This window comes from Falsiroseomonas ponticola, assembly GCF_016805305.1.
GTDB classification, from domain to species: domain Bacteria; phylum Pseudomonadota; class Alphaproteobacteria; order Acetobacterales; family Acetobacteraceae; genus Falsiroseomonas; species Falsiroseomonas ponticola.
This window is the reverse complement of sequence record NZ_JAERQN010000010.1, coordinates 40454-65256: the sequence shown is the minus strand read 5'-3', so window position 1 is coordinate 65256 and position 24803 is coordinate 40454. Positions and strand designations below refer to the sequence as shown.

27 protein-coding genes are annotated in these 24803 nt (G+C 71.3%); 17 read left to right on the top strand and 10 right to left on the bottom strand.

The window, feature by feature from the left end; all coding sequences use genetic code 11:
- Positions 1-9: 9 nt before the first annotated feature.
- The 6 genes from JJI54_RS33020 (at position 10) to JJI54_RS24155 (ending at position 6286) form a co-directional block, all read left to right on the top strand.
- On the top strand, positions 10-2502 hold the full coding sequence (locus JJI54_RS33020; protein ID WP_203075978.1) for a PAS domain S-box protein: 2493 nt from the start codon (positions 10-12) through the stop codon (positions 2500-2502).
- 82 nt (positions 2503-2584) lie between these two features.
- A complete protein-coding gene (locus tag JJI54_RS24175) occupies positions 2585-3967 on the top strand; it encodes a dihydroorotase (protein WP_203075977.1) in 1383 nt (460 codons plus the stop codon).
- A 5-nt stretch (positions 3968-3972) separates the two neighbouring features.
- Entirely contained in the window at positions 3973-4479 is a 507-nt protein-coding gene (locus JJI54_RS24170; protein ID WP_203075976.1) for a GlcG/HbpS family heme-binding protein, read from the top strand.
- Positions 4466-5446 carry a Bug family tripartite tricarboxylate transporter substrate binding protein gene (locus JJI54_RS24165; protein WP_203075975.1) on the top strand — a complete coding sequence of 327 codons (981 nt, stop codon included), beginning with the start codon at positions 4466-4468 and terminating at the stop codon, positions 5444-5446. The genes JJI54_RS24170 and JJI54_RS24165 overlap by 14 nt, the downstream gene beginning before the upstream one ends.
- A 9-nt stretch (positions 5447-5455) precedes the next feature.
- On the top strand, positions 5456-5698 hold the full coding sequence (locus JJI54_RS24160; RefSeq protein ID WP_203075974.1) for a hypothetical protein: 243 nt from the start codon (positions 5456-5458) through the stop codon (positions 5696-5698).
- A gap of 18 nt (positions 5699-5716) precedes the next feature.
- Entirely contained in the window at positions 5717-6286 is a 570-nt protein-coding gene (locus JJI54_RS24155; protein WP_203075973.1) for a carboxymuconolactone decarboxylase family protein, read from the top strand.
- On the opposite strand, the gene JJI54_RS24150 is transcribed toward JJI54_RS24155, so the two are convergent.
- Complete coding sequence (locus JJI54_RS24150; RefSeq protein ID WP_203075972.1) at positions 6278-6943, bottom strand: hypothetical protein; 666 nt, start codon at positions 6941-6943, stop codon at positions 6278-6280. The two genes, JJI54_RS24155 and JJI54_RS24150, sit on opposite strands and share 9 nt — an antisense overlap.
- A 105-nt stretch (positions 6944-7048) precedes the next feature.
- On the opposite strand from JJI54_RS24150, the gene JJI54_RS24145 reads away from it, so the two are divergent.
- The 4 genes from JJI54_RS24145 (at position 7049) to JJI54_RS24130 (ending at position 10117) form a co-directional block, all read left to right on the top strand.
- Positions 7049-7345 (top strand): hypothetical protein, encoded by a 297-nt coding sequence (locus JJI54_RS24145; RefSeq protein ID WP_203075971.1) that lies wholly within the window; start codon positions 7049-7051, stop codon positions 7343-7345.
- Complete coding sequence (locus JJI54_RS24140) at positions 7342-8289, top strand: N-carbamoyl-D-amino-acid hydrolase (RefSeq protein ID WP_203075970.1); 948 nt, start codon at positions 7342-7344, stop codon at positions 8287-8289. Before JJI54_RS24145 ends, JJI54_RS24140 begins: the two co-directional genes overlap by 4 nt.
- A 38-nt stretch (positions 8290-8327) precedes the next feature.
- Positions 8328-9296 (top strand): N-carbamoyl-D-amino-acid hydrolase, encoded by a 969-nt coding sequence (locus JJI54_RS24135; RefSeq protein WP_203075969.1) that lies wholly within the window; start codon positions 8328-8330, stop codon positions 9294-9296.
- 62 nt (positions 9297-9358) lie between these two features.
- Positions 9359-10117, top strand: coding sequence for an SH3 domain-containing protein (locus tag JJI54_RS24130; protein ID WP_203075968.1), 759 nt, complete (start codon positions 9359-9361; stop codon positions 10115-10117).
- Between the two features lie 8 nt (positions 10118-10125).
- On the opposite strand, the gene JJI54_RS24125 is transcribed toward JJI54_RS24130, so the two are convergent.
- Together JJI54_RS24125 and JJI54_RS24120 are read right to left on the bottom strand one after the other, a co-directional pair.
- Complete coding sequence (locus tag JJI54_RS24125) at positions 10126-10551, bottom strand: tetratricopeptide repeat protein (protein ID WP_203075967.1); 426 nt, start codon at positions 10549-10551, stop codon at positions 10126-10128.
- Positions 10548-11222 carry an aspartate/glutamate racemase family protein gene (locus tag JJI54_RS24120; protein WP_203075966.1) on the bottom strand — a complete coding sequence of 225 codons (675 nt, stop codon included), beginning with the start codon at positions 11220-11222 and terminating at the stop codon, positions 10548-10550. The genes JJI54_RS24125 and JJI54_RS24120 overlap by 4 nt, the downstream gene beginning before the upstream one ends.
- 260 nt (positions 11223-11482) lie before the next feature.
- Here JJI54_RS24120 and JJI54_RS24115 point away from each other — a divergent pair, with 260 nt between their 5' ends.
- Both JJI54_RS24115 and JJI54_RS24110 read left to right on the top strand, forming a co-directional pair.
- Positions 11483-11950 carry a DUF983 domain-containing protein gene (locus tag JJI54_RS24115; RefSeq protein ID WP_203075965.1) on the top strand — a complete coding sequence of 156 codons (468 nt, stop codon included), beginning with the start codon at positions 11483-11485 and terminating at the stop codon, positions 11948-11950.
- The gene (locus JJI54_RS24110) at positions 11943-12428 is read left to right on the top strand and encodes a UPF0262 family protein (protein ID WP_203075964.1); all 486 of its coding nucleotides are present in this window, start codon (positions 11943-11945) and stop codon (positions 12426-12428) included. Before JJI54_RS24115 ends, JJI54_RS24110 begins: the two co-directional genes overlap by 8 nt.
- On the opposite strand, the gene JJI54_RS24105 is transcribed toward JJI54_RS24110, so the two are convergent.
- A complete protein-coding gene (locus JJI54_RS24105; RefSeq protein ID WP_203075963.1) occupies positions 12425-12676 on the bottom strand; it encodes a PepSY domain-containing protein in 252 nt (83 codons plus the stop codon). The genes JJI54_RS24110 and JJI54_RS24105 overlap by 4 nt on opposite strands.
- A 78-nt stretch (positions 12677-12754) precedes the next feature.
- Here JJI54_RS24105 and mtnA point away from each other — a divergent pair, with 78 nt between their 5' ends.
- Together mtnA and JJI54_RS24095 are read left to right on the top strand one after the other, a co-directional pair.
- Complete coding sequence (gene mtnA / locus JJI54_RS24100) at positions 12755-13852, top strand: S-methyl-5-thioribose-1-phosphate isomerase (protein WP_203075962.1); 1098 nt, start codon at positions 12755-12757, stop codon at positions 13850-13852.
- Between the two features lie 57 nt (positions 13853-13909).
- A complete protein-coding gene (locus JJI54_RS24095) occupies positions 13910-14881 on the top strand; it encodes a Bug family tripartite tricarboxylate transporter substrate binding protein (protein ID WP_203075961.1) in 972 nt (323 codons plus the stop codon).
- Here JJI54_RS24095 and JJI54_RS24090 read toward each other — a convergent pair.
- Positions 14874-15101 (bottom strand): hypothetical protein, encoded by a 228-nt coding sequence (locus tag JJI54_RS24090; protein WP_203075960.1) that lies wholly within the window; start codon positions 15099-15101, stop codon positions 14874-14876. The genes JJI54_RS24095 and JJI54_RS24090 overlap by 8 nt on opposite strands.
- 307 nt (positions 15102-15408) lie before the next feature.
- Between JJI54_RS24090 and JJI54_RS24085 the strand changes: the two genes are divergently transcribed.
- From JJI54_RS24085 to JJI54_RS24075, 3 genes are all read left to right on the top strand, one after another.
- A complete protein-coding gene (locus JJI54_RS24085) occupies positions 15409-16248 on the top strand; it encodes a transporter substrate-binding domain-containing protein (protein ID WP_203075959.1) in 840 nt (279 codons plus the stop codon).
- 70 nt (positions 16249-16318) lie between these two features.
- Positions 16319-16999: an amino acid ABC transporter permease gene (locus JJI54_RS24080; protein WP_203075958.1), complete on the top strand. Its 681-nt coding sequence runs from the start codon at positions 16319-16321 to the stop codon at positions 16997-16999.
- The gene (locus tag JJI54_RS24075; RefSeq protein WP_203075957.1) at positions 16999-17673 is read left to right on the top strand and encodes an amino acid ABC transporter permease; all 675 of its coding nucleotides are present in this window, start codon (positions 16999-17001) and stop codon (positions 17671-17673) included. Before JJI54_RS24080 ends, JJI54_RS24075 begins: the two co-directional genes overlap by 1 nt.
- Before the next feature lie 3 nt (positions 17674-17676).
- Here JJI54_RS24075 and JJI54_RS24070 read toward each other — a convergent pair whose 3' ends face one another.
- From JJI54_RS24070 to JJI54_RS24050, 5 genes are read right to left on the bottom strand one after another with little or no spacing between them, the layout of a single operon-like run.
- Complete coding sequence (locus JJI54_RS24070) at positions 17677-18648, bottom strand: tripartite tricarboxylate transporter substrate binding protein (RefSeq protein WP_203075956.1); 972 nt, start codon at positions 18646-18648, stop codon at positions 17677-17679.
- Positions 18649-18672: 24 nt separating this feature from the next.
- Entirely contained in the window at positions 18673-19827 is a 1155-nt protein-coding gene (locus JJI54_RS24065) for an acyl-CoA dehydrogenase family protein (protein ID WP_203075955.1), read from the bottom strand.
- 1 nt (position 19828) lies between these two features.
- Entirely contained in the window at positions 19829-21028 is a 1200-nt protein-coding gene (locus tag JJI54_RS24060; RefSeq protein ID WP_203075954.1) for an acyl-CoA dehydrogenase family protein, read from the bottom strand.
- A gap of 10 nt (positions 21029-21038) precedes the next feature.
- The gene (locus JJI54_RS24055; protein ID WP_318987569.1) at positions 21039-22607 is read right to left on the bottom strand and encodes an AMP-binding protein; all 1569 of its coding nucleotides are present in this window, start codon (positions 22605-22607) and stop codon (positions 21039-21041) included.
- Positions 22608-22651: 44 nt separating this feature from the next.
- The gene (locus JJI54_RS24050) at positions 22652-24724 is read right to left on the bottom strand and encodes a 3-hydroxyacyl-CoA dehydrogenase NAD-binding domain-containing protein (protein WP_203075952.1); all 2073 of its coding nucleotides are present in this window, start codon (positions 24722-24724) and stop codon (positions 22652-22654) included.
- Positions 24725-24803 lie beyond the last annotated feature (79 nt).

The following is a 24803-nucleotide window of genomic DNA, read 5'->3' as shown; positions in this document are numbered from 1 at the left end:
CTGAATCACGTGACCCAGGCCGTGCCCCTGCGGGGCCCGCCATCCCCGGCCGCGCTGCACCGCCGTTCGGGGCTCGACCTTCTGGCCCAGGCCGCGGCGGTGCTGGCCCCCGCGCTGCTCTTCGCCATCTTCGCCGCCAATGCCTGGCACGCCGCCTGGGACGATGCGGGGGCGGAGCTGCGCCGCAGCGCCGACACGGTCGCCGAATATGCCCGCCGCGTGCTCGACAGCCACGCGCTCCGGCTCGACCGTGCGAACGACCTGCTGGCCGGGCTGGATGACGACCGCATCAGGGCGGAGGAACCCCGGCTGCACGCCGCCTTCGCGCGCATCGCCGGCCAGGGCGCGGATGCCGATTCCGGCATCTCCATCTTCGTCTTCGATGCCGCCGCCCGCCCGCTGGTCAGCGCCAGTGTCCTGCCCGTGCCGCGCGACCTCGATCTCTCCGACCGCGAATTCAACCAGGCGCTGCGGGACCCCTCGGTGGAGGAGCCGCATCTCAGCGGCGTGCAGGTGGGCCGCATCGACCGGCGCGCCTTCTTCGCCCTCACGCGCCGGCGCGCGCCCTCCGGCACCCTGCCGCCCGGCACCTATGAGGGCGTGCTGAACTACAGCATCTATGTGGACCACGCGGCGGAGGATCTGCGCCGCATGGCGGTGCGGCCCACCGACATCATCAGCCTGGTGCACCGCGATGGCCGCGTGCTGGCGCGATCCGTCCCCGCGCCCGGGGACCCGACGCGGCTGCGCGTCTCGGCCGAGGGGCCCATGCTGGCCGCCATGGCGCGCGGCGACGTCGCCTTCACCGCTCGCCGCCCCTCCGGCCTGGATGGCGTGGAGCGCCTGGCGGTCTATCGCGCCGTCACCGGCTACCCCGCCTATGTCGCGCTGGCGCGCCCGCGCAGCGCCATCGTCTGGCGCTGGGCGCAGGGCGCCACGACCCAGGGCCTGGCGGCGCTGGCCGCGGCGGTCGCCCTGCTGACGGTGGCCGCCGCCATCCGCCGCCGCCGCCTGGCGGAGGATGCGGAAGCCCTGGCCCTGGCCGATGCCAACCTCGCCCTGGAACGCCGCGTGGCGGAACGCACCATGGCGCTGGCCGAATCCCGGCAGCGGGCGGAGGAGGCCGCCACCGAGCGCGCCGCCATCCTCTCCCAGCTGGCGGAGGGCGTGATCGTCGCGGACCGGGATGGCCGCATCACCTTCGTGAATGACGCCGCCGCCCGCATCCACGGCGCCGAGCATCTCGGCGTGCCGCCGGAAGGCTATGCGGAGGCCTATGAGCTGCTGACCGAGGACGGGCAGCCCCACCCGCCGGACCGCCTGCCGCTGTTCCGCGCGGTGCGGGAAGGCGCGGTGGTGACGGATGCGCGCTGGCGCATCCGCCGGCCGGATGGCGTGGTGGTGCTGGCCGCCGGCAGCGCCAGGCCGCTGCGCGATGCCGGCGGGCGGGCCATCGGCGCCGTGCTGACGCTGCGGGACGAAACGGCGCGGGACGAGGCCGAGCGCGCGCTCGCCGCCAGCGAGGCCGAGTTCCGCGCCATCTTCGACACCGCCGCGGCGGGGGTGACGGAGGTGGACGTCGCCACCAACCGCTACCGCCGCGTCAACCGCCGCTTCTGCGAGCTGGTGGGGCGGAGCGAGGCCGCGATCCTCGGCGCCGGGCTCGGCCCGGATGACGTGACCCATCCCGATGACCGCGGCATCAACGTCTCCGCCCGCGCGGCCGCGGCGGCGGATGGGCGGCAGGAGGGTGACAAGCGCTACCTCCGCCCCGATGGCAGCGTGATCTGGGTGCGCATCAACGCCGCCGTCGCGGCGCGCGATACGGCCGGCGCGCCCGCCCGCACCGTGGCGATGGTGCAGGACATCACGGAAAGGCGGCAGGCGGAACGGCGGCAGGCGCTGCTGGTGGCGGAACTCAATCACCGCGTGAAGAACGCGCTGGCCACGGTGCAGGCCATCGCCAGCCAGACGCTGCGCGGCGCGGGCGGCGATCCCGGGCGCTTCGCGGCGGATTTCACCGCCCGGCTGCGCGTGCTGGCCCATGCGCATGACCTGCTGACCGACAATGCCTGGCAGGCCGCGGACCTGGATGCGCTGGCGCGCGCGGCGCTCGCCCCCTGGATCGCGCCGGACAGCCCGGACCGCGTCCGGATGCGCGGCCTGGCCGGCATCCCGCTCGGCCCCCGCCAGGCGCAGGCCATGGTGCTGGCGCTGCACGAGCTTGCCACCAACGCCGCCAAGCATGGCGCGCTGTCCCGCCCCGGCGGGCGGGTCGGGCTGGAAGCCGCGCCGGGGGCGGGGGCGCTGCGCCTCCTGTGGCGGGAGGAGGATGGCCCCCCGGTGGCCGGCCCGCCGGCCCGGCGCGGCTTCGGCACCCGGCTGCTGGAACGTGGCCTCGCCGCCGATCTCGGCCCCGGCTCCAGCGTCCGCCTGGCCTTCCCGGCCGATGGCGTGCGCGCGGAGATCCTGTTCCGCCCGGATGGGGAGGCCCCGGCCTGACGGGCCTGGCGCCCCCCCGGATTGGCGAAGGCGGCCGTCCGGCCTAGCCTGCGGCCCTTCCGATCCGAGAGGCCATGCCCTGATGACCGATGCCCCCTATGACCTCCTGCTGCGTGGCGACCTTGTGCTGTCGGATCGCGTGGTGGCGGACGGGTATGTCGGCATCCGCGCCGGGCGCATCGCCGCGATCGGCGAGGGCGAGGCCCCGCCCGCCAGGGCCGTCGCGGACCATCGCGGCAAGGTGGTGATGCCGGGCCTGGTCGATGGCCATATGCACACCTCCAGCAGCACCGGCTGGCCGGGGATCGAGGGCGCGACCATGTCGGCCGCCGCCGGCGGCGTCACCACCGTCTGCGACATGCCCTATGACGTGCCGAACCCCGTGACCACGGCGGCGATCTTCGCCGACAAGGTGGAGCATGTGCGGCGCCTTTCGCATGTGGACATGGCGCTGTACGGCACCATCCGGAAGGATGGCGGGCTGGACGACATCGCCGCCATCGCCGAAGCCGGCGCCAGCGCCTTCAAGGTCTCCACCTACGAATACGACGCGCACCGCTTCCCGCGCATCGACCACCCGACGATGCTGGCCGCCTTCGCGGAGATGGCGAAGACCGGCCTGATGGTCGCCGTGCACAACGAGGACCAGGAGCTGGTCGTCAAGCTGACGGAAGCCGCCAAGGCCGCGGGCAACACCAGCCCCATCTGGCACTGCCGCACCCGCCCGCCGCTGGCCGAGAGCATGGCGGACCTCGAGATCTTCGAGATGGCGCTGGAAACGGGCGCGCATGTCCACATCGCGCATTCCTCCATCGCCCGCGGCTTCGACCTGGCGCAGGTCTATCGCAAGATGGGCGCCAAGGCCTCCGGCGAGGCCTGCATCCAGTACCTCTGCATGACGGAGGAGGACATCGTCCGGCTGCAGGGCTTCGGCAAGTGCAACCCCCCCTTCCGCACGGCGGAGGAGGTGGAGCGCATGTGGGAATCGCTGAAGGCCGGCACCATGGCCTACATCTCCACGGACCATGCGCCCTGGCCGAAGCCCAAGAAGCAGTACACCGGCGACATATTCGCCGTCGGCGCCGGCCTGACCGGCCTGCAGAGCTTCGCGCCGCTGATGTACACGCTGCTGGTGGAACGCGGCCTGCCGCCGACCGTCATGGCGCGGATGTGCAGCGAACAGCCCGCGCGCTACCACGGGCTGGATCCCGTGAAGGGCGGCATCCGCCTCGGCGCCGATGCCGATTTCTGCATCCTGGAGACCGGCGACTTCGTCTTCGACGAGCGCATCATCCAGGACCGGGAGGATGCGCGCTGGTCGCCCTATCACGGCCGGCCGATGAAGGCGCGCGTCGCCAGCACCATCCTGCGCGGCGAGGAGATCTGGAACGGCAGCGAGGTGAAGGCGAAGCCCGGCACCGGCCGCTTCGTGCCGCGCCAGCACCGCCGCAGCGCGCTGGACTGAAGGCCATGACGGGCGACTACTACGTCAAGCCGCTCGCGGTCGAACTGCCCCTCGCCTATGCGGAACGCATCGCCGATGCGACGCTGGCGGCGGGGCGGGAAGCCGGGCTGCTGCCGCTGACCGTCGTCGTCCTCGATGCCGGGGGCCACATCATCGTGCTGAAGCGGGAGGATGGGTCGGGCATCCTCCGCGCCGAGATCGCGCGCGGCAAGGCGCATGGCGCGCTCGGCATGGGCATCGGCAGCCGCGTGATCCGCGACCGGCTGCGCGAACGCCCCGCCTTCCAATCCGCCATCGCGGCCGCCAGCGATGGCCGCTTCATCCCCGTGCCCGGCGGCGTGCTGATCTGCCGCGCGGATGGCCCAAGGGCCGGCGAAGTGATCGGCGCGGTCGGCGTCAGCGGCGATGCATCGGACAAGGATGAATACGCGGCCATCGCCGGCGTGCGCGCCGCGGGGCTGACGCCCCATCCCGAAACCCCCGTGGAGAATTGGCGCGATGCCGGTCTTTAGCCGACGTTCCCTGCTCGTCCTCGCGGGCTCCACGCTCGCCGCGCCGGCGCTGGCGCAGACCTTCCCCGCGCGGCCCATCCGCCTGGTGATCCCCTTCCCCGCCGGCGGGCCGACCGATGTCTATGCCCGCTTCTACGCGGACCGCATGACGCGCGAACTCGGCCAGCCCGTGGTGACGGAAAACCGCGGCGGCGCCGGCGGCGCGATCGGGGCGCAGGAGGTGATGCGCGCCCGCCCCGATGGCCACACGCTGCTCTTCGGCACGGCCTCCACCCATGCGCTCTACAACCTCGTCACCGCGCAGCCGCAATACGACCAGGCGCGGGATTTCCTGGCCGTCGCGACGCTCGGCGGCGGCCCGCTCTGCTGGCTGGCGAACAGCAGCCAGCCCGGCACGCTGGCGGGCTTCCTGGCCGCCGCGCGCGCCGCGCGCCCGGCCTTCGCCTATGGCTCCCCCGGCACCGGCACGCTGATGCACCTGGCGACCGAGATCCTGAAGCGCGAAGCCGGCGGCGTGGAGATCAACCACATCCCCTATCGCGGTGCCGCGCCCGCGATGAACGACCTGGTCGCCGGCACGCTGGCGCTGGCGGTCAATACGCTGGGCGCCGGGCTGCCGCTGCACCAGGCGGGCCGGGCGCGGATGCTGGCCGTGGCCTCCGAATCCCGCGCCCCCCAGGTGCCCGACGTGCTGACGGCGGCGGAGGCGCTGGGCCGCCCCGGCTTCACCGCCGTGCTGTGGCACGCCGTCTTCGCCCCCCTCGGCCTGCCGGACCCGATCCTGGCCCGGCTGTCGGAGGCGACGAACGCCGCCCTGTCCGATGCCGGCTTCCGCGCGCAGCTCGCCCAGGCGGGGATCGAGCCCGCGGCCCCGGGCACGCCCGCCTCCGCCGCCGCCTATATCGCGCAGGAGACGGCGCGCTACCGCCCGATCGTCGATGCCATCCGACCCGAGCTGGAAGGCTGAGCCCACCCCATGGCACGCGCCCCACGCCGCGATGATTCCGATCGCGACCCCTTCGATGACGAGGAGCGGGAATACCATCCGCCATCCCGGCGCGCGGCCAACATCGTCATCGCCATCCTGGTCAGCGCCGGGCTGTTCCTGATCGCCTACTTCATCCTGGAATTGCGGGTGGATGATTTCGGCGGCACCGCGGCGCTGATCGTCGCCGCCGTGATCGGCATCATCGTGATCCGCGCGCGCCCCTGGCAGTGACGAGGAAGGTCCCGCCCCATGCCCGATCCCGCCATCGCCCCCCTGCCCCGCGCGCTGATGGAGCCGCGCTGGCGGGCGGTGGCGGAGACGGCGGACCAGATCCGCGGCGAATCCACGCTGATCGAGGTGCTGGCCCAGGCGCCTGAACTCCTCGCCTGGTACTATGACGGCTTCTACGCCGAGGTCTTCTTCAAGGGCCGCGTGGAGCGCCGGGTGAAGGAGGTGCTGCGCCTCAGCCTCTCCACCATCCATGGCTGCGCCTTCTGCAACAAGGGTAACACGAAGTCGGCGCTGGATGCGGGCGTGACGCCGGCGCAGATCGACGCCATCGGCGACCTGTCCAGCCCGCATTTCGACGACCGCGACCGCGCGGTGATGCGCCTGGCGGCGGAGATGGCGCTGCCCAACATGCAGGGCGAATGCACGCCCGAACTCCAGGCCGAGCTGCGCCGCTTCTTCGATGAGGCGGAGATCGTCGAGCTCGCCATGGTCGCCGCCGTGCTGACGGGGATGGCGAAGATGCTCTTCGTCTTCGACCTGGTCAGCCGCGAAGCCACCTGCCCGATCGGGCCCCGCGCCTCACGGTAGCGGCTCCACCCGCCAGCCGAAGGCGCCGCGCCGCAGCATCACCGGCTCCGGCCCCGTCATCGCCGGCGGGCCGCCCCGCCAGGCGCAGAGCATCGCCTCCTCCGCCCCCGTCCAGCGCCAGAAGGTGAAGAAGCTGAAGCGCTCGGGCTCCCCGCGCGGCAGATGCTGCCAGGCCCGCACCAGGCCATCGCGCGAGAGGTCGAAGACCTCGATCCCGTTCAGCGCCATGTAGTCGGAGGCGGAGACGGAGATCATCCAGCGCAGCCCCGGCGCGAAGCGCGGCTGGTCGGCCAGCGATTCCATCGCGCCCTGGGCGCGGTCCACCCAGAGGAAATCGGCATGTTCGTAGTGCTGGCGCTGCACGAGGTAGCCGCGCGGGGCATCGAAGGCAGCGACCAGGCGATGCGTGACGCAGTAGGGGTCGTCGAGCCCGCGGGCGCAGGCCGCGGAATCCGCCAGGCGGATCGGCTCCAGGTCGCCCTGCAGCACCAGCACGCCATCCCCCTGCCGCGCCAGCGCCAGCGCGGCGGGCGTCGGCAGCGGGGCCGCCGCCCCGAAGCCGGGCGCGGCCACGAAGGGTTCGCCCTCTCCCTCGCAGGGGGCGGCGGCCAGGGCGAGGCCGGGCAACATCAGCAGGGCGGCGAGGACGGATCGCATGGCCCGCATGATGCCAGCGCCACCTTGACGAATCACCAGCGCCATCCGCCGCCGCCGGCCGCGCCCGGGCTGACTCCGGCGGGCCAGGGCGCTACACCCTCGGCCATGGCCACCCACCCCCGCCGCCCGCCGGGCCAGCGCTGGATCAAGCGCCCGCCACGCCCCTCCCGGCCCGCGCCGCCGAAGCCGCAGGCGCGCATCAAGCCCGGGCGCACGCAGCTCCTCATGGCGGTCGGCACCGGCACCGCGGCCGGCATCGTCGGCGCCATCCTCGCCCAGCTGGCCGGCGCCCGTCCCGGCATCCCCGGCTTCGCCTTCGGCGTGGCCTTCTGCCTCGGCTTCATCCTGCTCTGGCGCGGCTTCGGCGGCACGGTGCAGGACATCAAGGACCTCTTCCGATGACACGCAAGCTGATCCTCGCCGGCGCGCAGCTCGGCCCCATCCAGCGCGCGGACAGCCGCGCCGCCACGCTCGCGCGCCTGGTCGCGCTGCTGGAGCAGGCGGCGGCGAAGGGCGCGAAGCTCGTCGTCTTTCCCGAACTCGCCTTCACCACCTTCTTCCCGCGCTGGCCGATGGAACGCGATGCGCCGGAGTTGCTGGGCTGCTTCGAAGCCGCCATGCCGAACCCGCAGGTGCAGCCGCTCTTCGACCGCGCGCGCGAACTCGGCGTCGGCTTCTATGTGGGCTACGCCGAACTGACGCCGGACGGCCACCGCTTCAACAGCGCCATCACCGTCGGCCCCGATGGGTCGATCCTCTTCAAGTACCGCAAGATCCACCTCCCCGGCTCCGACCACGTGAAGGAAGGCCAGAAGTACCAGCAGCTCGAGAAGATGTATTTCGAGTATGGGGACATGGGCTTTCCCGTGCAGCGGGGGCCGGAGGCCTGGGGCCGACCCGTGCTCGGCATGCTGGTCTGCAACGACCGCCGCTGGCCGGAGGGCTGGCGCTGCCTCGGCCTGCAGGGCGTGGAACTGGTGATGGTCGGCTACAACTCCGCCGCCTATGACCCGAATGGGGGCGAGAGCGAGAGCGAGGAGCTGCGCACCTTCCACTCCATCCTGGCCGCGCAGTCCAACGCCTACATGAACGCCACCTGGGCCATCGCCGTCGCCAAGGCCGGCGTGGAGGATGGCGCGGGGCTGATCGGCGGCTCCGTCATCGTCGATCCCAACGGCCAGGTGGTGGCGCAGGCGAAGACCAAGGAGGATGAAGTGATTGTGGCGGAGGTCGATTTCGACGCCTGCCGCCAGGGCAAGGAGAAGATGTTCAACTTCGCCCAGCACCGCCGCCCGCAGCACTACCGGCGCATCGTGGACCAGGTCGGCGCCGAGACGCCGGTCTGACACCGCCTGGCCATCGCCGCGCTCGACAAGGGAACACCATGACCGCACGTCGCCTCACCGTCGCCGCCGCCCAGATGGGCCCCCTCCAGAAGGCCGAGGGCCGCGACATCGCCGTCGCCCGCATGGTCGCGCTGATGGAAAAGGCGGCGCGGCGGGGGGCGGAGGTCGTGGTCTTCCCCGAACTCGCGCTGACCACCTTCTTCCCGCGCTGGTACCACGAGAACCTGGCGGAAGCGGACCATTGGTACGAGCACGCGCTGCCATCCAATGAGACGGCGCCCCTGTTCGACGCCGCCCGCCGCCTGAACATCGGCTTCCACCTGGGCTACGCGGAGAAGACGCCGGAAGGCCGCCGCTTCAACACTGCCGTCTATGTCCATCCCAACGGCCAGGTCGTGCTGAAGTACCGCAAGGTGCACCTGCCCGGCCACGCGGAATACGACCCCGTCCGCCGCGTCCAGCACCTGGAGAAGCGCTACTTCGAACCGGGTGACCTCGGCTTCCCCGTGGTGCGCGCGCCCATCGGGGCGGCGGGCCCCGTCAATATCGGCATGATGATCTGCAACGACCGCCGCTGGCCGGAAAGCTGGCGCGTGCTCGGCCTGCAGCAGGTCGAGCTCGTCATGCTGGGCTACAACACGCCCTCGCTGAACATGGAGAACCGGGGGTTCGAGGCGCATCACCTCCGCGTCGCGCACAGCCACCTCTCCATCCAGGCGGGCTGCTACCAGAATGCCTGCTTCGGCGTCGGCGTGGCGAAGGCCGGGACGGAGGATGGGCATGAGCTGTTCGGCCATTCCATCATCGTCAACCCGCAGGGCGAGATCATGGCCCAGGCGACCAGCTGGGATGACGAGGTGATCGTCGCCGAATGCGACCTCGGCATGTGCGAGCTCGGCCGGAACACCATCTTCAACTTCGCCCGCCACCGGCGCCCGGAACACTACACGCGCATCACCGCGCAGACGGGCAGCGAGGCCCCGCCGGTCTGGACTCCGGCAGGCTAGGCGCGGCCCCGCCGCCCGCGCTAAACCCCTGCCCGCACGCGCTCCACAGCGAAGGCCCTCGCATGACCGACCCTGCCGCCTATCCCGTCCTCTTCCGCGTCACCGCGGCCACCGAGCTGCGCGCGGGCCCCGCCGCGGACCAGAAGGCGGTCCGCGCGCTGCCGGCCGACCAGATCGTGGTGATGGTGACGGAGGCCGCCGATGGCTGGGTGCAGGTGGAAGCGCCGGGCGGCCAGCAGGGCTATGCCCCCGCCGGCCTGCTGCGCCGCCAGGTGGCCGGCGCCAAGTCGCCGACGCATGTCACGGAAACCTTCCCCTGGCGGAACGTGGACCGCGTGAACCGCGACCCGAAGATGCTGCACGCCGCCTTCCGCGACCGGGCGCTGCGCGTCGTCTCCCGCCTCAACGCGGAAGGCATCCCCTTCGGCATCTATGAGGGCATGCGCGGCCCCTGGCGGCAGAACCACCTCTACGCCTCCGGCCGCAGCCGGTCCGGCCGGATGCTGACGCCCGTGCAGGCCTGGAACAGCCTGCACCAGTTCGGCCTGGCCGCCGACTTCGTGCTCGCCCTCGAAGGCCGCTGGTCCTGGGACGCGGATGAGGGCCAGGCCCATATGTGGGACCGGCTGGAAGCGGTGGGCCGTGACGAGGGCCTGGTCTCCAAGCCCGGCGAACGCCCCCACCTGCAGCTGGATGGCGTCTCGGTGGAGGATCTGAAGGCCGGCCGCCTGCCGCCCGGCGCCGATGCCAGCTGGATGACCGCCTTCACCTGGATCACCGATAGCTGGGACGGCAAGCCGGCCGGCCCGAAGCTGAAGTAGCCCCGGCGCTACCTGGCGCGGGCGATGTCCCGCGCCAGCGTCTCGCGCTCCGCGCACCGGCCGCAGCTGTTGGTCAGTTGCGCCAGGTTCGCCTCCGCCCCCGCGCGGTCCCCCATCTCCAGCAGCAGGGCGCCCTGGTAGGCCAGGGCGCCGGGGTGGTTCGGGTTGCTGCCCAGCGCCTGGAGATAGGCCTCCATCGCCGCATCGCGGTTGCCGAGGCGCCGCTGCGCGAAGGCGATATAGACCAGGATGTCCGGGTCCCCCGGCAGCCGCGCCAGCGCGGCCTCCAGCAGCGGCAGGCCGAGTTCGTAGCGGCCGCTATCCACCAGCCGCGCGCCTTCCGCCACCTGCGGGTCGCCGGGCGGGTCAGGCGGCACCGCGCCCGCCGGCAGCGCCAGCAGCAGCGCCGCGCCCAGCGCCAGCGCGGGCCTCATTCCGCCGCCAGGGCCAGCGCCGGCCGCCCCGCCACCACCGCCTGGATCGCCAGCGCCGCGGCGGCCTGGCAGGGCTCGATCACCGGCACGCCGCAGGCGGCCTCCACCGCCGCGCGGTGGCCCGCCATGCCGGCGCAGCCCAGGATCACCGCCTCCGCCCCCTGCTCCACGATCCGCTTCGCCGCGGCGATCAGCGCCGCGCGGGGCGCCACCGGGTCCGTCAGCACATCCATGGGCAGGTTGAGCGGGATATGGCCCGCCAGCCGCGCCTCCACCCCCATCGCCGCCATGGCCCGGCGCTGCCGCGCGATGGAGGGATCGGCGAAGGCGATGATGCCGAAGCGGTCCGCCCGCGCCAGCGCCGCGGCGATGGCGCTGCGCAGCGGCCCGAAGACCGGCGCCTTCGTCACCGTCCGCACCGCATCCACGCCGGGGTCCGACACGCAGGCGATGACGTAGGCCGCGGCCGCTTCCCGCTGCACCAGCTGGCACAGCGGCTCCGCCACGCCGAACCAGTCCCGCCAGGTCACGATGGCGGGCGGGCCGTCCCGCAGGTCCGTCACCTCCAGCACCGGCATCCCCGGCGCCGCGAAGCCGGACAGCGCGGTCGCGATGCCCCGCGTGCAGGCGGCGCTGCTGTTGGGGTTCACCACCAGGATACGCTCCGCCATCGCCCGCTCCTTGCCGATATCGCGGAGCCTTCGGCCCCGCCGCCGCGTTGTCCCAGCATCCCCGGCCAGGCCCGCGCCGACAAGCGCGGAGCGTGGCCGGCGATGCCGCCGCCACCCTGCCATGCAACCGCAACGCTTGATCCGGCCCCGGCGCCGCGCCATGATGCACTGCACAATTGGCGGGGCACGCCTGGGCTTCCTGGCCGTCATCGACGGCCGCGCCCCGGCTGGGGCCACAACGCCGGAAGGGACGCCTTATCATGCGCTGGGAGCCCGATCGCTCGGCCGCCGCCCTGCCCTATACCCCGCCCACCAGCATCTGGCAGGCCGCCGGACGCGGCATGCGGAACCGCTGCCCGGTCTGCGGCGTGGGCAAGGTCTTCAAGGGCTACCTCAAGGTGGTCGATGAATGCTCGAACTGCCACGCGCCGCTCGGCAAGCTGCGGGCGGATGACGCGCCGCCCTACTTCACCATCTTCGTCGCCGGGCACATCCTGTTCCCGCCCGTGCTGTGGATCGAGAAGGCGTACCAGCCGCCCATGTGGCTGCACATGGTGATCTGGCTGCCGGCCTTCACCATCGCCTGCCTGCTGCTGCTGCCGCCCATCAAGGGCGCGACGGTGGGGTGGATGATGCGCCTCGGCTTCGATGGCACGGAACATGGCGGCCAGCAGGGCGCGGATGCCCCGCCCCGCCCCAGGCCCCTGCCCGGAACCCCCGATGCCTGATCGCGTGCATGGCCCCCGCGACCTGGTCAGCATCGTGCTGCCGGATGCGACGCCGCTGCCGAGCCCCTATGCGGAGGCCGATCGCCGCCAGGCGGTGGAGGATCTGCTGGCCGGCAACCGCTTCCAGCCGCAGGGGCTGCCGCAGGGCCCCTATGGGCTGGCCATCGCGGTCCGCGACGGCCGCCTGATCCTGGATATCCGCGACGCCCGGGACCAGCCGCTGCACGCGCTGGTCCTGGCCCTCGGCCCCTTCCGCCGCCTGATCAAGGACTACCACCTGGTGGTGGAAAGCCATGAGAAGGCGGTGGCGGAAGGCGGATCGGAAGCCCGCATCCAGGCGATCGACATGGGCCGCCGCGGTCTGCACAACGAGGGGGCGGAACTGCTCACCACCCGCCTCGCCGGCCGCGTCGAGATCGATTTCGAGACGGCGCGCCGCCTCTTCACCCTGGTCTGCGCGCTTCACCAGCGCATCTAGCGCGGGCGGGGCTGCCCGGTGACGGGATCGATCCGCAGCTCCACCTTGGCGCCGTCCCGCGTCCGGTACTCCACCTTCCAGTAGCCGCCATCATCCCAGTCCAGCTCGGACAGATACGCGAAATCCGGCCGCTGCTCGACCATCCGCACCACCTCCGACGCCGGGCGCGCATTGCCGGGCGGCGGCGCGGCGAAGGCCGGCAAGGCGAGGCTGGCGGCAAGCAGGGCGGCGGTCAGGGTCTGGCGCATCGATCGTCCTTTCATGGCGTGCCCCCTGGATGAGAAGGCACCCGGCATGGTTCAAGGCAAACTCTTCGGGAGACAGGCATGAAGATCGACGGCACCCCCTATCGCAGCGTCTGGGTCGACCAGGCCGATGGCTGGTCCGTCCGCATCTTCGACCAGACGAAGCTCCCCTGGTCGCTCGACATCCTGCGCCTGGTTGATGAAGGGCAGGTTGCGACCGCGATCCGGTCCATGCAGGTGCGCGGCGCGCCGCTGATCGGCGCCGTCGCGGCCTATGGCGTGGCGCTGGCGCTGCGGGCCGATGCCTCCACCGCCCATCTCGACCGCGTCGTCGCCATGCTGGGGGAGACGCGGCCGACCGCCATCAACCTCCGCTGGGCCCTGGCCCGCATGCGCGCCGCGCTGCACAACCTCTCGCCCGCCGAGCGCGTCGCCGCCGCCTATGCCGAGGCCGCCGCCATCTGCGACGACGATGTCGAGACCTGCCGCCGCATCGGGGAACACGGCCTGCCCCTGCTGCAGGAGATCGCCGCCCGCAAGCAGCCGGGCGAGCGCGTGAACATCCTGACGCATTGCAACGCCGGCTGGATCGCGACGGTCGATTACGGCACCGCCCTCTCCCCCATCTACCAGGCCCATGACGCCGGCATGGATGTGCATGTCTGGGTGGATGAGACGCGGCCCCGCAACCAGGGCGCGGCGCTGACGGCCTGGGAACTCGGCCGCCACGGCGTGCCCCACACCGTCATCGCCGACAATGCCGGCGGCCACCTGATGCAGCATGGCGGGGTCGATATCGTCATTGTCGGCACAGACCGCGTGACGCGCACCGGCGACGTCGCCAACAAGATCGGCACCTACCTCAAGGCGCTGGCCGCGCGGGACAATGGCGTGCCCTTCTGGGTGGCGCTGCCCCACTCCACCCTCGACATGACGGTCGCCGACGGCGTCGCGGAGATCCCGATCGAGGAACGCAACGCGGCGGAGGTCACGGACCTCACGGGCCGCACGGCCGATGGCCGGATCGAGACGATCCGCGTGGTGGCGGAGGGCAGCGCCGCCGCAAACCCGGCCTTCGATGTCACGCCCGCGCGCCTCGTCACCGGCCTGATCACGGAACGCGGCCGCTGCGAGGCCAGCGAGGCCGGGCTGCGCGCGCTCTACCCCGACAAGGCCTGATTGCGCGCCCCGCTGCACTGCAATAGGCTTTCCGGCGCAACGCCGGAGAGCCCCCGCATGACCACGCGCCGCGCCCTTGCCGCCCTCGTGATCGGCACGCTGGCCGCCCCTGCCGTGCTGGCGCAGCCCGCCTGGCCGCGCCGCCCGGTGCGCATGCTGGTCGGCTTCGCGCCCGGCGGCTTCACGGACATCGTCGCGCGCGGGATCGCGGAGCAGTACGCCGCCATCCTCGGCCAGCCTTTCGTGATCGAGAACCGGTCCGGCGCCTCCGGCACCCTCGCCGCCGATGCTGTGGCAAAGGCGCCCGCCGATGGTTCGGTGCTGCTGTTCGGACATTCGACGCCCAACGCCGTCGCCGCCGCGCTCTTCACCAACCTGCCCTATGACCCATTACGGGACCTGACGCCGGTGGCGCAGGTGGCCGTGCATCCGCATCTGCTGGTGGTGCCGGCCTCCTCCCCCCACCGGACCACGGAAAGCCTGATCGCGGCAGCGAAGGCACAGGCGGGCGCGATCTCCTACGCCTCCTCCGGCATCGGCTCCGTCCACCACCTGGCCTGCGAGATGCTGGCCAAGGCCGCCGGCGTGCAGCTGACGCATGTGCCCTATCGCGGCAGCGCGCCGGCCATGGCGGACCTGATCGCGGGCCGCGTGGACATGACGATCGATGGCGTCTCCGCCGTCGCGCCACAGATCGCGGAGGGCAAGCTGCGCCCGCTGGCAGCCGGTACGCTCGCCCGCATCGCCCGCTTCCCGGAGCTGACGACGCTGCGGGAGCAGGGCTATGGCGAAATTGATGCGATGAGCTGGGTCGGCGTCTTCGGCCCGCCAGGCCTGGCGCCGGAGATCGTGGCCGCGCTGTCCCGCGCCACCGACCAGGCCATGCAGGCCGCATCGCTACAGCGCGTGCTGGAAGGCGGCGGGTCCATCGCCGCCGATCGCCGCGGACCCGCCTTCCGCGACTTCATCGCCGCCGAGATCGACCGCTACAAGGCCGTGCTGGGCGATGGCCGCATCCCCGTCACCTGACGGGCGTCAGGGGGCGGGCCGTCACACGGTCACGCTCCCCACCCGCGCCATCCAGCATCCACAGCCCCGCCACCAGCGAAACGCCACCCAGCCCCGCCAGCGCCGCCGCGAAGAAGGGCGGCACGCGCCCGGGCAGGGTGGCATCGCCCATCACGAGCAGCACGGTCAGCAGGATCGCCAGCAGGCCGAGAACGACGAGGGTGAGTGCGAACCGGGGCATGGGGTTGGTTCCGGGGGAGGTGGTGGTCATCAGCATCCCCTTTCTACGCACCGCATGGGGCGCGCACGGGCCGCTGGCGCGGCAAAAATGGGGCATCCTTCCGCCCCCGCACGGCATGCTGCATACGATGGAAAGCATGGATTTTCCGCGGCTTGCCATGCCCGCAGCCAATCCGCCCCCGGGATGGGCAAATGGCGGCCGCATTCGCATGAATTCTCGTTCATCCGGCGCCACCCTGCGTGGCGCCCCGGGCGTGCCGGTGGGACTGTGCGGGTCAGACAACCCAGCTTCCGGAGGTCCCGTCACCATGCGCCGCTCCCTTGCCGCATGCCTTCTCGCGCTCGGCGCGCTTGCCGCCGCACCGGCCAGCGCGCAGCAGCCCCCGCTGCGCTGCGCCGTGGATGGCACCTTCGCCCCGCATGCCTTCCCGCGCCTGGAAGGCGGCGTGCAGGGCTTCAACATCGACCTGTTCCGCGAAGCCGCCCGCCGCATGGGGCGGGAGATCGTGATCGACAGCGCCAGCTTCTCCGGCCTCATCCCCGCGATGAATGCCGGCCGCTACGATTTCCTCTGCGCGCCGACCACCGCGACGGCGGAGCGCGCGCAGAACATGCTGCTGACGGAGGGCTATCTCTACACCGCCTTCCAGTTCGGCATCCGCCGCGGCAGCGCGCCGATCCGCAGCCTGGACGATCTGCGCGGCAAGGCGATCACCGTGAACAAGGGCAGCGCCTATGATGCCTGGGCCGCCGCGAATGCGGAGCGGCTCGGCTTCACCGTGCAGACCTACGACACGCAGACGGATGCCGTGCAGGCCGTCATCTCCGGCCGTGCCTACGCCAATCTCGGCGGCAACACGGTGGTGCGCTACGCCGCCAGCCGCACGCCGCAATTCGTGGCGGATTTCGTGATGACGGATACGCGCGCCCATTGGTCCGCGCCGCTGCCGATCGGCGCCACCGCGATGCGGGAGCAGCTGGAGAACGCGCTGGAATGCATGAAGCGGGATGGCTTCATCGCGCGCCTGTCGCAGCAATGGTTCGGCAGCGCGCCTGTCGCCGATGATGCGGAGAACACGGTGTTCCCCGGCACCGGCGTCCCGGGCCTCGCCAATTACGACCCGACGCCGCGCGAACCGCGTTGCTGAAGCGCCCCTTCGAAGAGCCCTCTTCCCCCAGCGGGGGAAGAGGGTTGGGTGATGGGGGAGCCGCTTCCGCATGACAGGCTGGGAGAAATTCGCCCACTCCTTCCTCAACCCCAGGGTCGCGGCGGAATACACGCCGAAGATCATCGAGGGTCTTGGCCTCACCATCCTGCTCGCCGCCTGCATCATCGCCACCGGCCTGGTCGTGGGCCTGGTGCTGGCCACCATCCGCGCGCTCGGCATCCGCCCGCTGAACTGGCTGATCATCTTCACCGTCGATGTCTTCCGCGCGCTGCCGCCGCTGGTCATCATCGTGCTGATCTATTTCGGCCTGCCCAATGCGGGCATCGACTTCTCCGGCTTCGGCGCCACCTGGCTCGCGCTCAGCCTCGTGCTGATGGCCTTCGCGGAGGAGATCTACTGGGCCGGCATCTGCGCCGTGCCGGCGGGGCAGTGGGAGGCATCGCGCGCCCTCGGCCTGCGCTTCCTGCCGACGCTGTTCCGCATCGTGCTGCCGCAGGCCATCCGCATCGCCATCCCGCCGCTGGTCAACCGCACCATCGCGATCACCAAGGGCACGGCACTCGGCTCCGTCGTGGCGGTGGCGGAAATCCTCGGCGCCGCACAATCCGCCATGGCCTTCTCCGGCAACCCGACGCCGCTCACGCTCGGCGCCATCGCCTACATCATCCTCTTCCTCCCGGTCGTCTTCGCCGGGCGCTGGATCGAGACGCGCTTCGCGTGGAAACGCTGATGGAAGACTTCATCGAGACCTTCCTGAACCTCGATATCGCGCGCCAGGCCAGCCCGATCCTCATCCAGGGCTTCATCCAGACGCTGCTGCTGGCGGCAATGACGGTGCCGCTCGGCCTCGGCGCCGGCATCGTGCTCGCGGTGCTGTCCACGCGGCAGAGCCCCTGGCTGCGCTATCCGCTCATGGCCTTCGTCGATTTCTTCCGCGCCATCCCGCCGCTGGTGCTGCTGATCTTCCTCTATGCCGGCCTGCCCTTCGCGGGGCTCGATCTCGGCGCCTGGGGCGCGGTCGCGCTCGGCTTCCTGCTGAACACCGGCGCCTACTACGCGGAGATCCTGCGGGCAGGCATCGAGAGCGTGCCGCGTGGCCAGCCGGAGGCCGCGCGCGCGCTGGGGCTCCGCCCCTGGCAGGTCTGGGTCTTCATCGTGCTGCCCCAGGCCGTGCGCAACGTGCTGCCGGACCTGATCTCCAACACGCTGGAGGTGGTGAAGCTCACCTCCATCGCCAGCGTCGTGGCGCTGCCGGAGCTGCTGTTCCAGGCCCGCCAGGCGCAGAGCGTGACCTACAACGCGACGCCGATCATGGTGGCGGCGCTGGCCTATTTTCTCCTGCTCTGGCCCTGCGTCAGGCTGCTGTCGCGGCTGGAGAACAAGCAGATCGCGGGGAAGCGGTAGCGATCAGAACCGCAGCCCCATCGCCCGCACCATGGCGCTGTCCTCGGCATAGAACTCCCGCGCATAGCGCGCGTAGTCGGCGCCGTTCGCATACATCAGCGGCATGTTGAACCGCTCCAGGATCGCGAGGTGCGCGGGGTCCTGCAGCGAGTCGCGGAAGGCGTCATGCAGCGCGGCGACGATCTCCGGGTCCAACCCCTTCGGCCCCGCCAGGCCATAGGGCGAGGAATTCACCACCGGCACGCCGGCCTCCCGCAGGGTCGGTGCCATGGTGAAGCGCGCCGGCCGCTCCTCACCCCAGGTCGCCAGCAGCCGCAGCCGCCCGTCCAGCACCAGCTCCGCCCAGACGCTGCTCTCGGCGGAGACGTTGATCTGCCCGCCCAGCAGCGCCTGGATGTTGTCCGCGCCGCCCCTGAAGGGCACATGCACCCATTGGATGCCGCCCGAAAGCTGCGCGATCCGCTCCATTGTCACATCGAGCGTCGCGACACCGGGGGTGCCATAGGTGATCTTCCCCGGATTCGCCCGCGCATCCGCCAACAATTCCTGCAGCGTGCGCCAGGGCGCATCCGCGCGCACGACGATGCCGAAGGTGTAGCCCACCAGGCGGATGACCCAGGTGAAATCCTCCATCGGGTCGTAGCTCGGCCGCGCCATCATCACGGGGATGCGGAAGATGGAATTCGGCATGCAGGACAGCGTGTAGCCGTCCGGCCTGGTGCCCTGCGCCAGCGCCGTGGCGCCCAGGCTGCCGCCGGCGCCGGGCCGGTTCTCGATCACGATGGGCTGGCCGAGGCGCCGCGACGCGCCCTCGCACAGCGCCCGCATCTGGATATCCGTGGTGCCGCCTGGCGGGAAGGGAACCAGCACGCGGATGGCGCGGTCGGGGAACCGCCCCTGTGCCAGCGCCGGCGTGGCGAGGACCGCCCCCGCCATCCCCAGCGCCACGCGCCGCCCGAAGCCCGTTCCCGGCATGAATCGTCTCCCCCTTGTTGAGGGTCAGACTGCCTCGGGCAGGCCCCCCGCCGCAACAACGACGCGCAGATGGTGGTCCACATCGCCGAACAGGGTGCCGATCATGGTCAGCCGCTTGAAGTAGTGGCCGGCCTTGTATTCCTCGGTCATCGCGATGCCGCCATGCAGCTGGATCGCATCCTTGCCGAGCTGGTCGGCGAGCTTCGCGACCAGCGCCTTGGCGGCCGACAGCGCCGTGCGCCGCGCCGCCGCATCGCCGGACTGCACCATCATCGCCGCATACATCGCCATGCTGCGCGCCTGCTCCGTCGCCACCAGCATGTCGGCGGCGCGGTGCTGCAGCGCCTGGAAACTGCCGATGGGCTGGCCGAATTGCTGGCGCTGCTTCAGGTAGTCCACCGTCAGGTCGCGCAGCACCTCCATGGCGCCCAGCGCTTCCGCACACAGCGCCGCGTTGGCCTCATCCACCACCAGCTCGATCAGCGGCAGCGCCTGGCCTTCCGCGCCCAGCAGCGCGCCGGCGGGCAGCCGCACGCCCTCCAGCACCAGCTCCGCCGCGCGCAGTCCGTCCTGCGTCGCATAGCCGCGGCGGGTGACGCCTGGTGTCGCGGGATCCAGCAGGAAGAGGCTGATGCCGTCGCGATCCCGCCGTGCGCCGGAGGTGCGGGCGGAGACGATGATGCGGTCAGCGGCATCGCCCGCCAGCACCACGCCCTTGGCGCCATCCAGCACCCAGCCATCGCCGTCCCGCTTCGCGGTCGTGGCGACGTCATGCAGGTCATGCCGCGCCTGGCGTTCCTGATGCGCGAAGGCCAGCACGGTGCTGCCCTCCACGACGCCGGGCAGGATCGCCGCACGCTGTTCAGCCGAGCCCGCGCGCCGCAGCAGCCCGCCCGCCAGCACCACCGTCGCGAGGAATGGTTCCAGCACCAGGCCGCGGCCGATTGCTTCCATCACCAGCATGGTCTCGACAGGCCCGCCGCCGAAGCCGCCATCCTCCTCCGCGAAGGGCAGGCCGAGCAGCCCCATCTCCGCCAGCGCCTTCCAGTTCGCATCGGCAAAGCCACGCGGCGCGGCGCGGTAGCCCTTGCGGTGCTCGAAATCGCCATAGGCATCGGTGACGAGGCGATTGACGCTCTCGGCCAGCATGCGCTGTTCGTCAGTGAGATCGAAATCCATGTCAGAGGCCCAGGAATGCTTTGGCGATGATGTTCCGCTGGATCTCGTTCGATCCGCCGTAGATCGAGACCTTGCGGTAGTTGAAGAACAGCGGCGCCGCCGCATCCGCCCATTCGGGCCCCACCGAGGGCAGGTTCAGCCCCTCCTCCTCCCGGTCCGGGCGCGGCATGGCGTAGGGGCCGGCGACATCGACCAGCAACTGCGTCGCCTGCTGCTGGATCTCGCTGCCCTTGATCTTCAGGATCGACGACGAAGGGTCGGGCTTGTCGCTGGCCTTGCTGCGCTGGGCGGCCACCACGCGCATCTGCGTGATCTCCAGCGCCTTCAGCTCGATCTCGGACCACGCCAGGCGGCGGCGGAAATCGGGGTCGTCCCAGACCATCCCCTCCCCCGCCGGCGTCTCCTGCGCCAGGCGCTTCACGCGAGCGAGCCGCTCCTTCGTCAGCCCGATGCGCGCGATGCCGATGCGTTCGTTGGAAAGCAGGAACTTCGCATAGTCCCAGCCCTTGTTGACCTGGCCGACGAGGTTCTCGGCGGGCACGCGCACATCGTCGAAGAAGACCTCGTTCACCTCATGCCCGCCATCGATGGTGATGATGGGGCGGATGGTGATGCCGGGGGTCTTCATGTCGATCAGCAGGAAGGAAATACCCTGCTGCTTCTTCGCCGCCGGGTCCGTCCGCACCAGGCAGAAGATCCAGTCGGCATACTGCCCGAGCGTCGTCCAGGTCTTCTGCCCGTTGACGACATACTCGTCGCCTTCCAGCCGCGCCGTCGTCTTCAACGACGCCAGGTCGGAGCCCGCCCCGGGTTCGGAAAAGCCCTGCGCCCACCAGATGTCGAGCGTCGCCGTCTTCGGCAGGAAGCGCTCCTTCTGCGCCTGCGACCCGAAGGTGGCGATGACGGGCCCGACCATGTTGACGTTGAAGGAGAGCGGCTGCGGCACGGCGCAGGCCTGGATCTCCTCGCTGAAGATGTAGCGCTGCACCGGCGACCAGTCCTTGCCGCCCCATTCCACCGGCCAGTTCGGCGTCGCCATGCCATGGGCGTGCAGCACGCGCTGCGTCGTCACGATATCCTCGCGGGAGAGCTTGCGCCCCTCGCTCACCTTGCGGCGGATTTCCGCGGGGATCTGCGTCCTGAAGAACTGGCGCAATTCGTCGCGGAAGGCGATCTCGTCCGGCGTGTAGCGGAGGTCCATGGCGTCTCTCCTATTGGTGGGCCGCGCGCGCGGCTTCCTCATCCCGCAGCGTCGCGGCCATCAGTTTGCCTGCGGCGCTGCGCGGCAGGCTTTCGCGAATCTCGAGCGCCGCCGGCAATTCATGCTTGCCCAGGCGGTCGGCCAGAAATGTGCGCAATTCCTCCAGCGTGAAGGGGGCCGCGCCCGGCTTCAACGCACAGAAGGCCTTGGCGGCCTGGCCGCGATAGGCGTCGGGCACGCCGATGACGATGCATTCCGCGACCGCCGGATGCTCGTAGATCGCCTGCTCGATCTGCGCGGGATAGACGTTGAAGCCGCCGGACAGGATCATGTTCTTGCGGCGATCGACCAGGGTGAAATAGCCCTGCTCATCCATCCAGCCGACGTCGCTTGTCAGGAACCAGCCATCGACGAAGGTGTCGGCATTGTCGCGGCCCCAATAGCCCACGAAGACATTGGGGCCGCGCACCGCCATCTCCCCCACCTCGCCCGGCGGCAGGACACGCCTCGGATCATCCAGCGCCACGATCCGCGCATCCACGCCCGGCAGCGGCAGCCCGATCAGCCCCGCGCGGCGTGGCGCGTGCGGTGGCAGGCGCGTGCCGGCCGGCCCTGTCTCCGTCATGCCCCAGCCGCCGCCGATGCGCTGGCCGAGCACCGCTTCCAGCCTCTGCTGCACCTCATGCGGCATCGGCGCGCCACCCGAACTCAACTGCCGCAGGGATGACAGGTCGCGCCGCTCGATCCCCGGCAGGTTGAGGATCCCGATCCACATGGTCGGCACGCCGGGAAAGGTCGTGATGCGCAGCCGCTCCACATCATCGGCCCAGGCGGCCGCATCGAAGCGCACGCGCAGATGGCAGAGCGCGCCTTCGGAAAACTGCCGCAGCAGCACCGCCGTCAGCGCGAAGATGTGGAACAGCGGCAGCGCCACCAGCACCCGCGCCGTGCCTTCGGGCAGGGACGTCGCATCCCGCCACGCCTTGTAGCAGGCGACCGTCGCCGTCAGATTCCCATGTGTCAGCATCGCGCCCTTGGGCGTACCCGTCGTGCCGCCGGTGTATTGCAGCAGCGCGACATCCTCGACGCCGATCGCGGGCCAGGCCTCGGGCAAATCCGCCTCGGGCAGCGGAAGAAAATCGTTCGCCGCATCCTCGCCGCCCCAGCGCGCCTCCGGCGCCAGGAACACGTCGCGCACCGCCCCCGTCTCCCGCAGCCATTGCGCATTCGCCAACAGCGATCCGAAGCCGGTCGTGACGACGCAGGTGGCCCCCGCATCCCGCGCCTTGTGCGCGATCTCCCGCTTCGCATCGAGGGCCGAGAGATGCACCACCCGCGCCCCCGTCCGCAGCACCGCGAAGAAGCAGAGCGGATGCCACGGCGTGTTCGGCAGGTAGAGCGCCACGCAATCCCCGCGCCCGATGCCCCGCGCCATCAGCCCCGCCGCGATGCGGTCCGACCAGTCGCGCAGCTCCGTATAGCGCAGCACATGCCCGCGATATTCCAGCGCGGGCAACGCGGAAAAACGCGCCGCCACATCGTCCAGGAAGCCCGGCAGCGTGCCCGTCCGGATGGGCACGTCCCACCGGCATTCCGGCGGGTATGCGGCGTCCCAGGGGCGCATCACCCCGCCTTCAGGCTGCCGAAGCCCTTCCCCTCCGCCGCCAGCCTGGCCAGCAGCGGCGCGGGGCGGAGCGATTCATCGCCGGTCTGGTCAGCGAATTGCGCAAGCCGCGCCGCGACCTCCGCCAGGCCCCGCGCATCCGCGTAATGCATCGGGCCGCCGCGCCAGGCGGGCCAGTTGTAGCCGTTCAGCCAGACCACATCGATGTCGCCCGGCCGCGCCGCGATCCCTTCCTCCAGGATGCGCGCGCCCTCGTTCACCATCGGCAACACCAGCCGGTCCAGGATTTCGTCGCCGTCGATCGCCCGCCGCGTCACGCCCTCCGCGCTCGCGACCTTCTCGATCAGCGCATCGACCTCGGGATCGACGACGCCGGTCCTCGAACCCTGCGGATACTGATAAAAACCCTTCTGAGTCTTCTGGCCGAGCCTGCCCGCTTCCACCAGCGCATCCGCCACCGGCGCGCGGCCGCCCGTCGCCTTGCGCACGCGCCAGCCGATATCGAGGCCCGCGAGATCCGTCATCGCAAACGGGCCCATCTTGAAGCCGAAGCCCGTCAGCGCGGCGTCCACCTGCGCCGGCGATGCACCCTCCAGCAGCAGCCGCTCCGCCTGGCGCGACCGCTGCGCCAGCATGCGGTTGCCGACAAAGCCGAAGCAGACGCCGACGACGACCGGCACCTTCTTCAGCTTCCGCCCGACCTCCGCCGCCGTCGCCAGCGCCTCCGCGCTCGTGTGCTTCGCGCGCACGATCTCCAGCAGCTTCATGACATTGGCCGGGGAGAAGAAATGCATGCCGAGCACGTCGCCCGGCCGCGACGTCACCGCCGCCATCGCGTCGATGTCGAGGTAGGAGGTGTTGGAGGCCAGCACTGTCCCCGGCTTCGTCACACGATCCAGCGTCGCGAAAACCTGCTTCTTGAGGTCGAGATCCTCGAAGATCGCCTCCACCACCAGGTCGGCCTCGGCAGCGCTTTCCAGCCCGACCGCGCCCTCGATCAGCGCCATCCGCGCATCGCGCGCCTCGGCCGTCAGGCTGCCGCGCTTCACGCTGGCCTCGTAGGTCCCGCGGATGCGCTCGATGCCCTTGGCGCTCGCGGCCTCATCGGTCTCGATGACGCGGACGGGGATGCCGGCATTGGCGAAGCACATGGCAATGCCCGCGCCCATGGTGCCGGAACCCAGCACCGCGGCGCGCTTCACCTCCCGCGGCTTCGTGCCGGCCGGCACGCCCGCGATCTTCGCCGCCTCGCGCTCCGCGAAGAAAACATGGCGCAGCGCCTTGCTGCGGGGATCGTCGAGCAGCCGCAGGAAGGCCGCGCGCTCGAAGGCCACGCCGTCGGTGAAGTTCATGTCGAAGCAGGCGCGGACGCAGGCAATGCAGTCCGCGATCTGCGGCTCATCCTTCGCGCGCGCCGCCAGCTTCGCGGCCTCCGCCTCGAAGGCCTCCCGCGATCCCAGCCCCTCATCCCGGGCGGAGACCGGCTTCGGAGTCGGCCCCGCCGCCAGCGCCGCCGCATGCGCCCGCGCGGCCGCCACCAGATCGCCCTCCGCGATGCCGTCCGCCAGGCCCGCCTCGACCGCCGCCTTCGCCGGCAGCGGATCGCCCTGCACCATCAGCCTCAGCGCCGCCGCCGCGCCCATCAGCCGCGGTGCCCGCTGCGTGCCGCCGGAGCCCGGCAGCAGCCCCAGCTTCACCTCCGGCAGGCCGAGGCTCGCCTTCGGCCCCAGCAGCCGCGCCGTGCAGGCCATGGCCACTTCCAGCCCGCCACCCAGCGCCGCCGCATGGATCGCCGCCACCACCGGCTTCGACGCCTGGTCCAGCGCCGCCACGAGGTCGGCCAGGGTCGGCGAGGCCGGCGGCTTGCCGAATTCGGAGATGTCGGCGCCGGCGATGAAGGTCCGCCCCTCCGCCGCGATCACCAGCGCGCGCACCGCCGCATCCGCTTCCGCCCGCTTCACCGCCCCGAACAGCGCGGCGCGCAGCGCGGCCGACAGCGCATTGACCGGGGGATTCGAGAGGGTCGCGACGCCGACACCATCCACCACCTCGAACCGGACCAGCTCGGCCATGCGGCGCTCCCTTATTCCGAAATACGGAAATTAACGCGTGTTTTCCCTCGCAGAGGTCGCCCATCCCCGCCGTAGCGTC

Bases quoted from the DNA above. Each gene is read 5' to 3' on its own strand.
- JJI54_RS24175 (WP_203075977.1), top strand. From the start codon at position 2,585: ATGACCGATGCCCCCTATGACCTCCTGCTGCGTGGCGACCTTGTGCTG.
- JJI54_RS24170 (WP_203075976.1), top strand. From the start codon at position 3,973: ATGACGGGCGACTACTACGTCAAGCCGCTCGCGGTCGAACTGCCCCTC.
- JJI54_RS24165 (WP_203075975.1), top strand. From the start codon at position 4,466: ATGCCGGTCTTTAGCCGACGTTCCCTGCTCGTCCTCGCGGGCTCCACG.
- JJI54_RS24160 (WP_203075974.1), top strand. From the start codon at position 5,456: ATGGCACGCGCCCCACGCCGCGATGATTCCGATCGCGACCCCTTCGAT.
- JJI54_RS24155 (WP_203075973.1), top strand. From the start codon at position 5,717: ATGCCCGATCCCGCCATCGCCCCCCTGCCCCGCGCGCTGATGGAGCCG.
- JJI54_RS24150 (WP_203075972.1), bottom strand. From the start codon at position 6,943: ATGCGATCCGTCCTCGCCGCCCTGCTGATGTTGCCCGGCCTCGCCCTG.
- JJI54_RS24145 (WP_203075971.1), top strand. From the start codon at position 7,049: ATGGCCACCCACCCCCGCCGCCCGCCGGGCCAGCGCTGGATCAAGCGC.
- JJI54_RS24140 (WP_203075970.1), top strand. From the start codon at position 7,342: ATGACACGCAAGCTGATCCTCGCCGGCGCGCAGCTCGGCCCCATCCAG.
- JJI54_RS24135 (WP_203075969.1), top strand. From the start codon at position 8,328: ATGACCGCACGTCGCCTCACCGTCGCCGCCGCCCAGATGGGCCCCCTC.
- JJI54_RS24130 (WP_203075968.1), top strand. From the start codon at position 9,359: ATGACCGACCCTGCCGCCTATCCCGTCCTCTTCCGCGTCACCGCGGCC.
- JJI54_RS24125 (WP_203075967.1), bottom strand. From the start codon at position 10,551: ATGAGGCCCGCGCTGGCGCTGGGCGCGGCGCTGCTGCTGGCGCTGCCG.
- JJI54_RS24120 (WP_203075966.1), bottom strand. From the start codon at position 11,222: ATGGCGGAGCGTATCCTGGTGGTGAACCCCAACAGCAGCGCCGCCTGC.
- JJI54_RS24115 (WP_203075965.1), top strand. From the start codon at position 11,483: ATGCGCTGGGAGCCCGATCGCTCGGCCGCCGCCCTGCCCTATACCCCG.
- JJI54_RS24110 (WP_203075964.1), top strand. From the start codon at position 11,943: ATGCCTGATCGCGTGCATGGCCCCCGCGACCTGGTCAGCATCGTGCTG.
- JJI54_RS24105 (WP_203075963.1), bottom strand. From the start codon at position 12,676: ATGCGCCAGACCCTGACCGCCGCCCTGCTTGCCGCCAGCCTCGCCTTG.
- mtnA (WP_203075962.1), top strand. From the start codon at position 12,755: ATGAAGATCGACGGCACCCCCTATCGCAGCGTCTGGGTCGACCAGGCC.
- JJI54_RS24095 (WP_203075961.1), top strand. From the start codon at position 13,910: ATGACCACGCGCCGCGCCCTTGCCGCCCTCGTGATCGGCACGCTGGCC.
- JJI54_RS24090 (WP_203075960.1), bottom strand. From the start codon at position 15,101: ATGCCCCGGTTCGCACTCACCCTCGTCGTTCTCGGCCTGCTGGCGATC.
- JJI54_RS24085 (WP_203075959.1), top strand. From the start codon at position 15,409: ATGCGCCGCTCCCTTGCCGCATGCCTTCTCGCGCTCGGCGCGCTTGCC.
- JJI54_RS24080 (WP_203075958.1), top strand. From the start codon at position 16,319: ATGACAGGCTGGGAGAAATTCGCCCACTCCTTCCTCAACCCCAGGGTC.
- JJI54_RS24075 (WP_203075957.1), top strand. From the start codon at position 16,999: ATGGAAGACTTCATCGAGACCTTCCTGAACCTCGATATCGCGCGCCAG.
- JJI54_RS24070 (WP_203075956.1), bottom strand. From the start codon at position 18,648: ATGCCGGGAACGGGCTTCGGGCGGCGCGTGGCGCTGGGGATGGCGGGG.
- JJI54_RS24065 (WP_203075955.1), bottom strand. From the start codon at position 19,827: ATGGATTTCGATCTCACTGACGAACAGCGCATGCTGGCCGAGAGCGTC.
- JJI54_RS24060 (WP_203075954.1), bottom strand. From the start codon at position 21,028: ATGGACCTCCGCTACACGCCGGACGAGATCGCCTTCCGCGACGAATTG.
- JJI54_RS24050 (WP_203075952.1), bottom strand. From the start codon at position 24,724: ATGGCCGAGCTGGTCCGGTTCGAGGTGGTGGATGGTGTCGGCGTCGCG.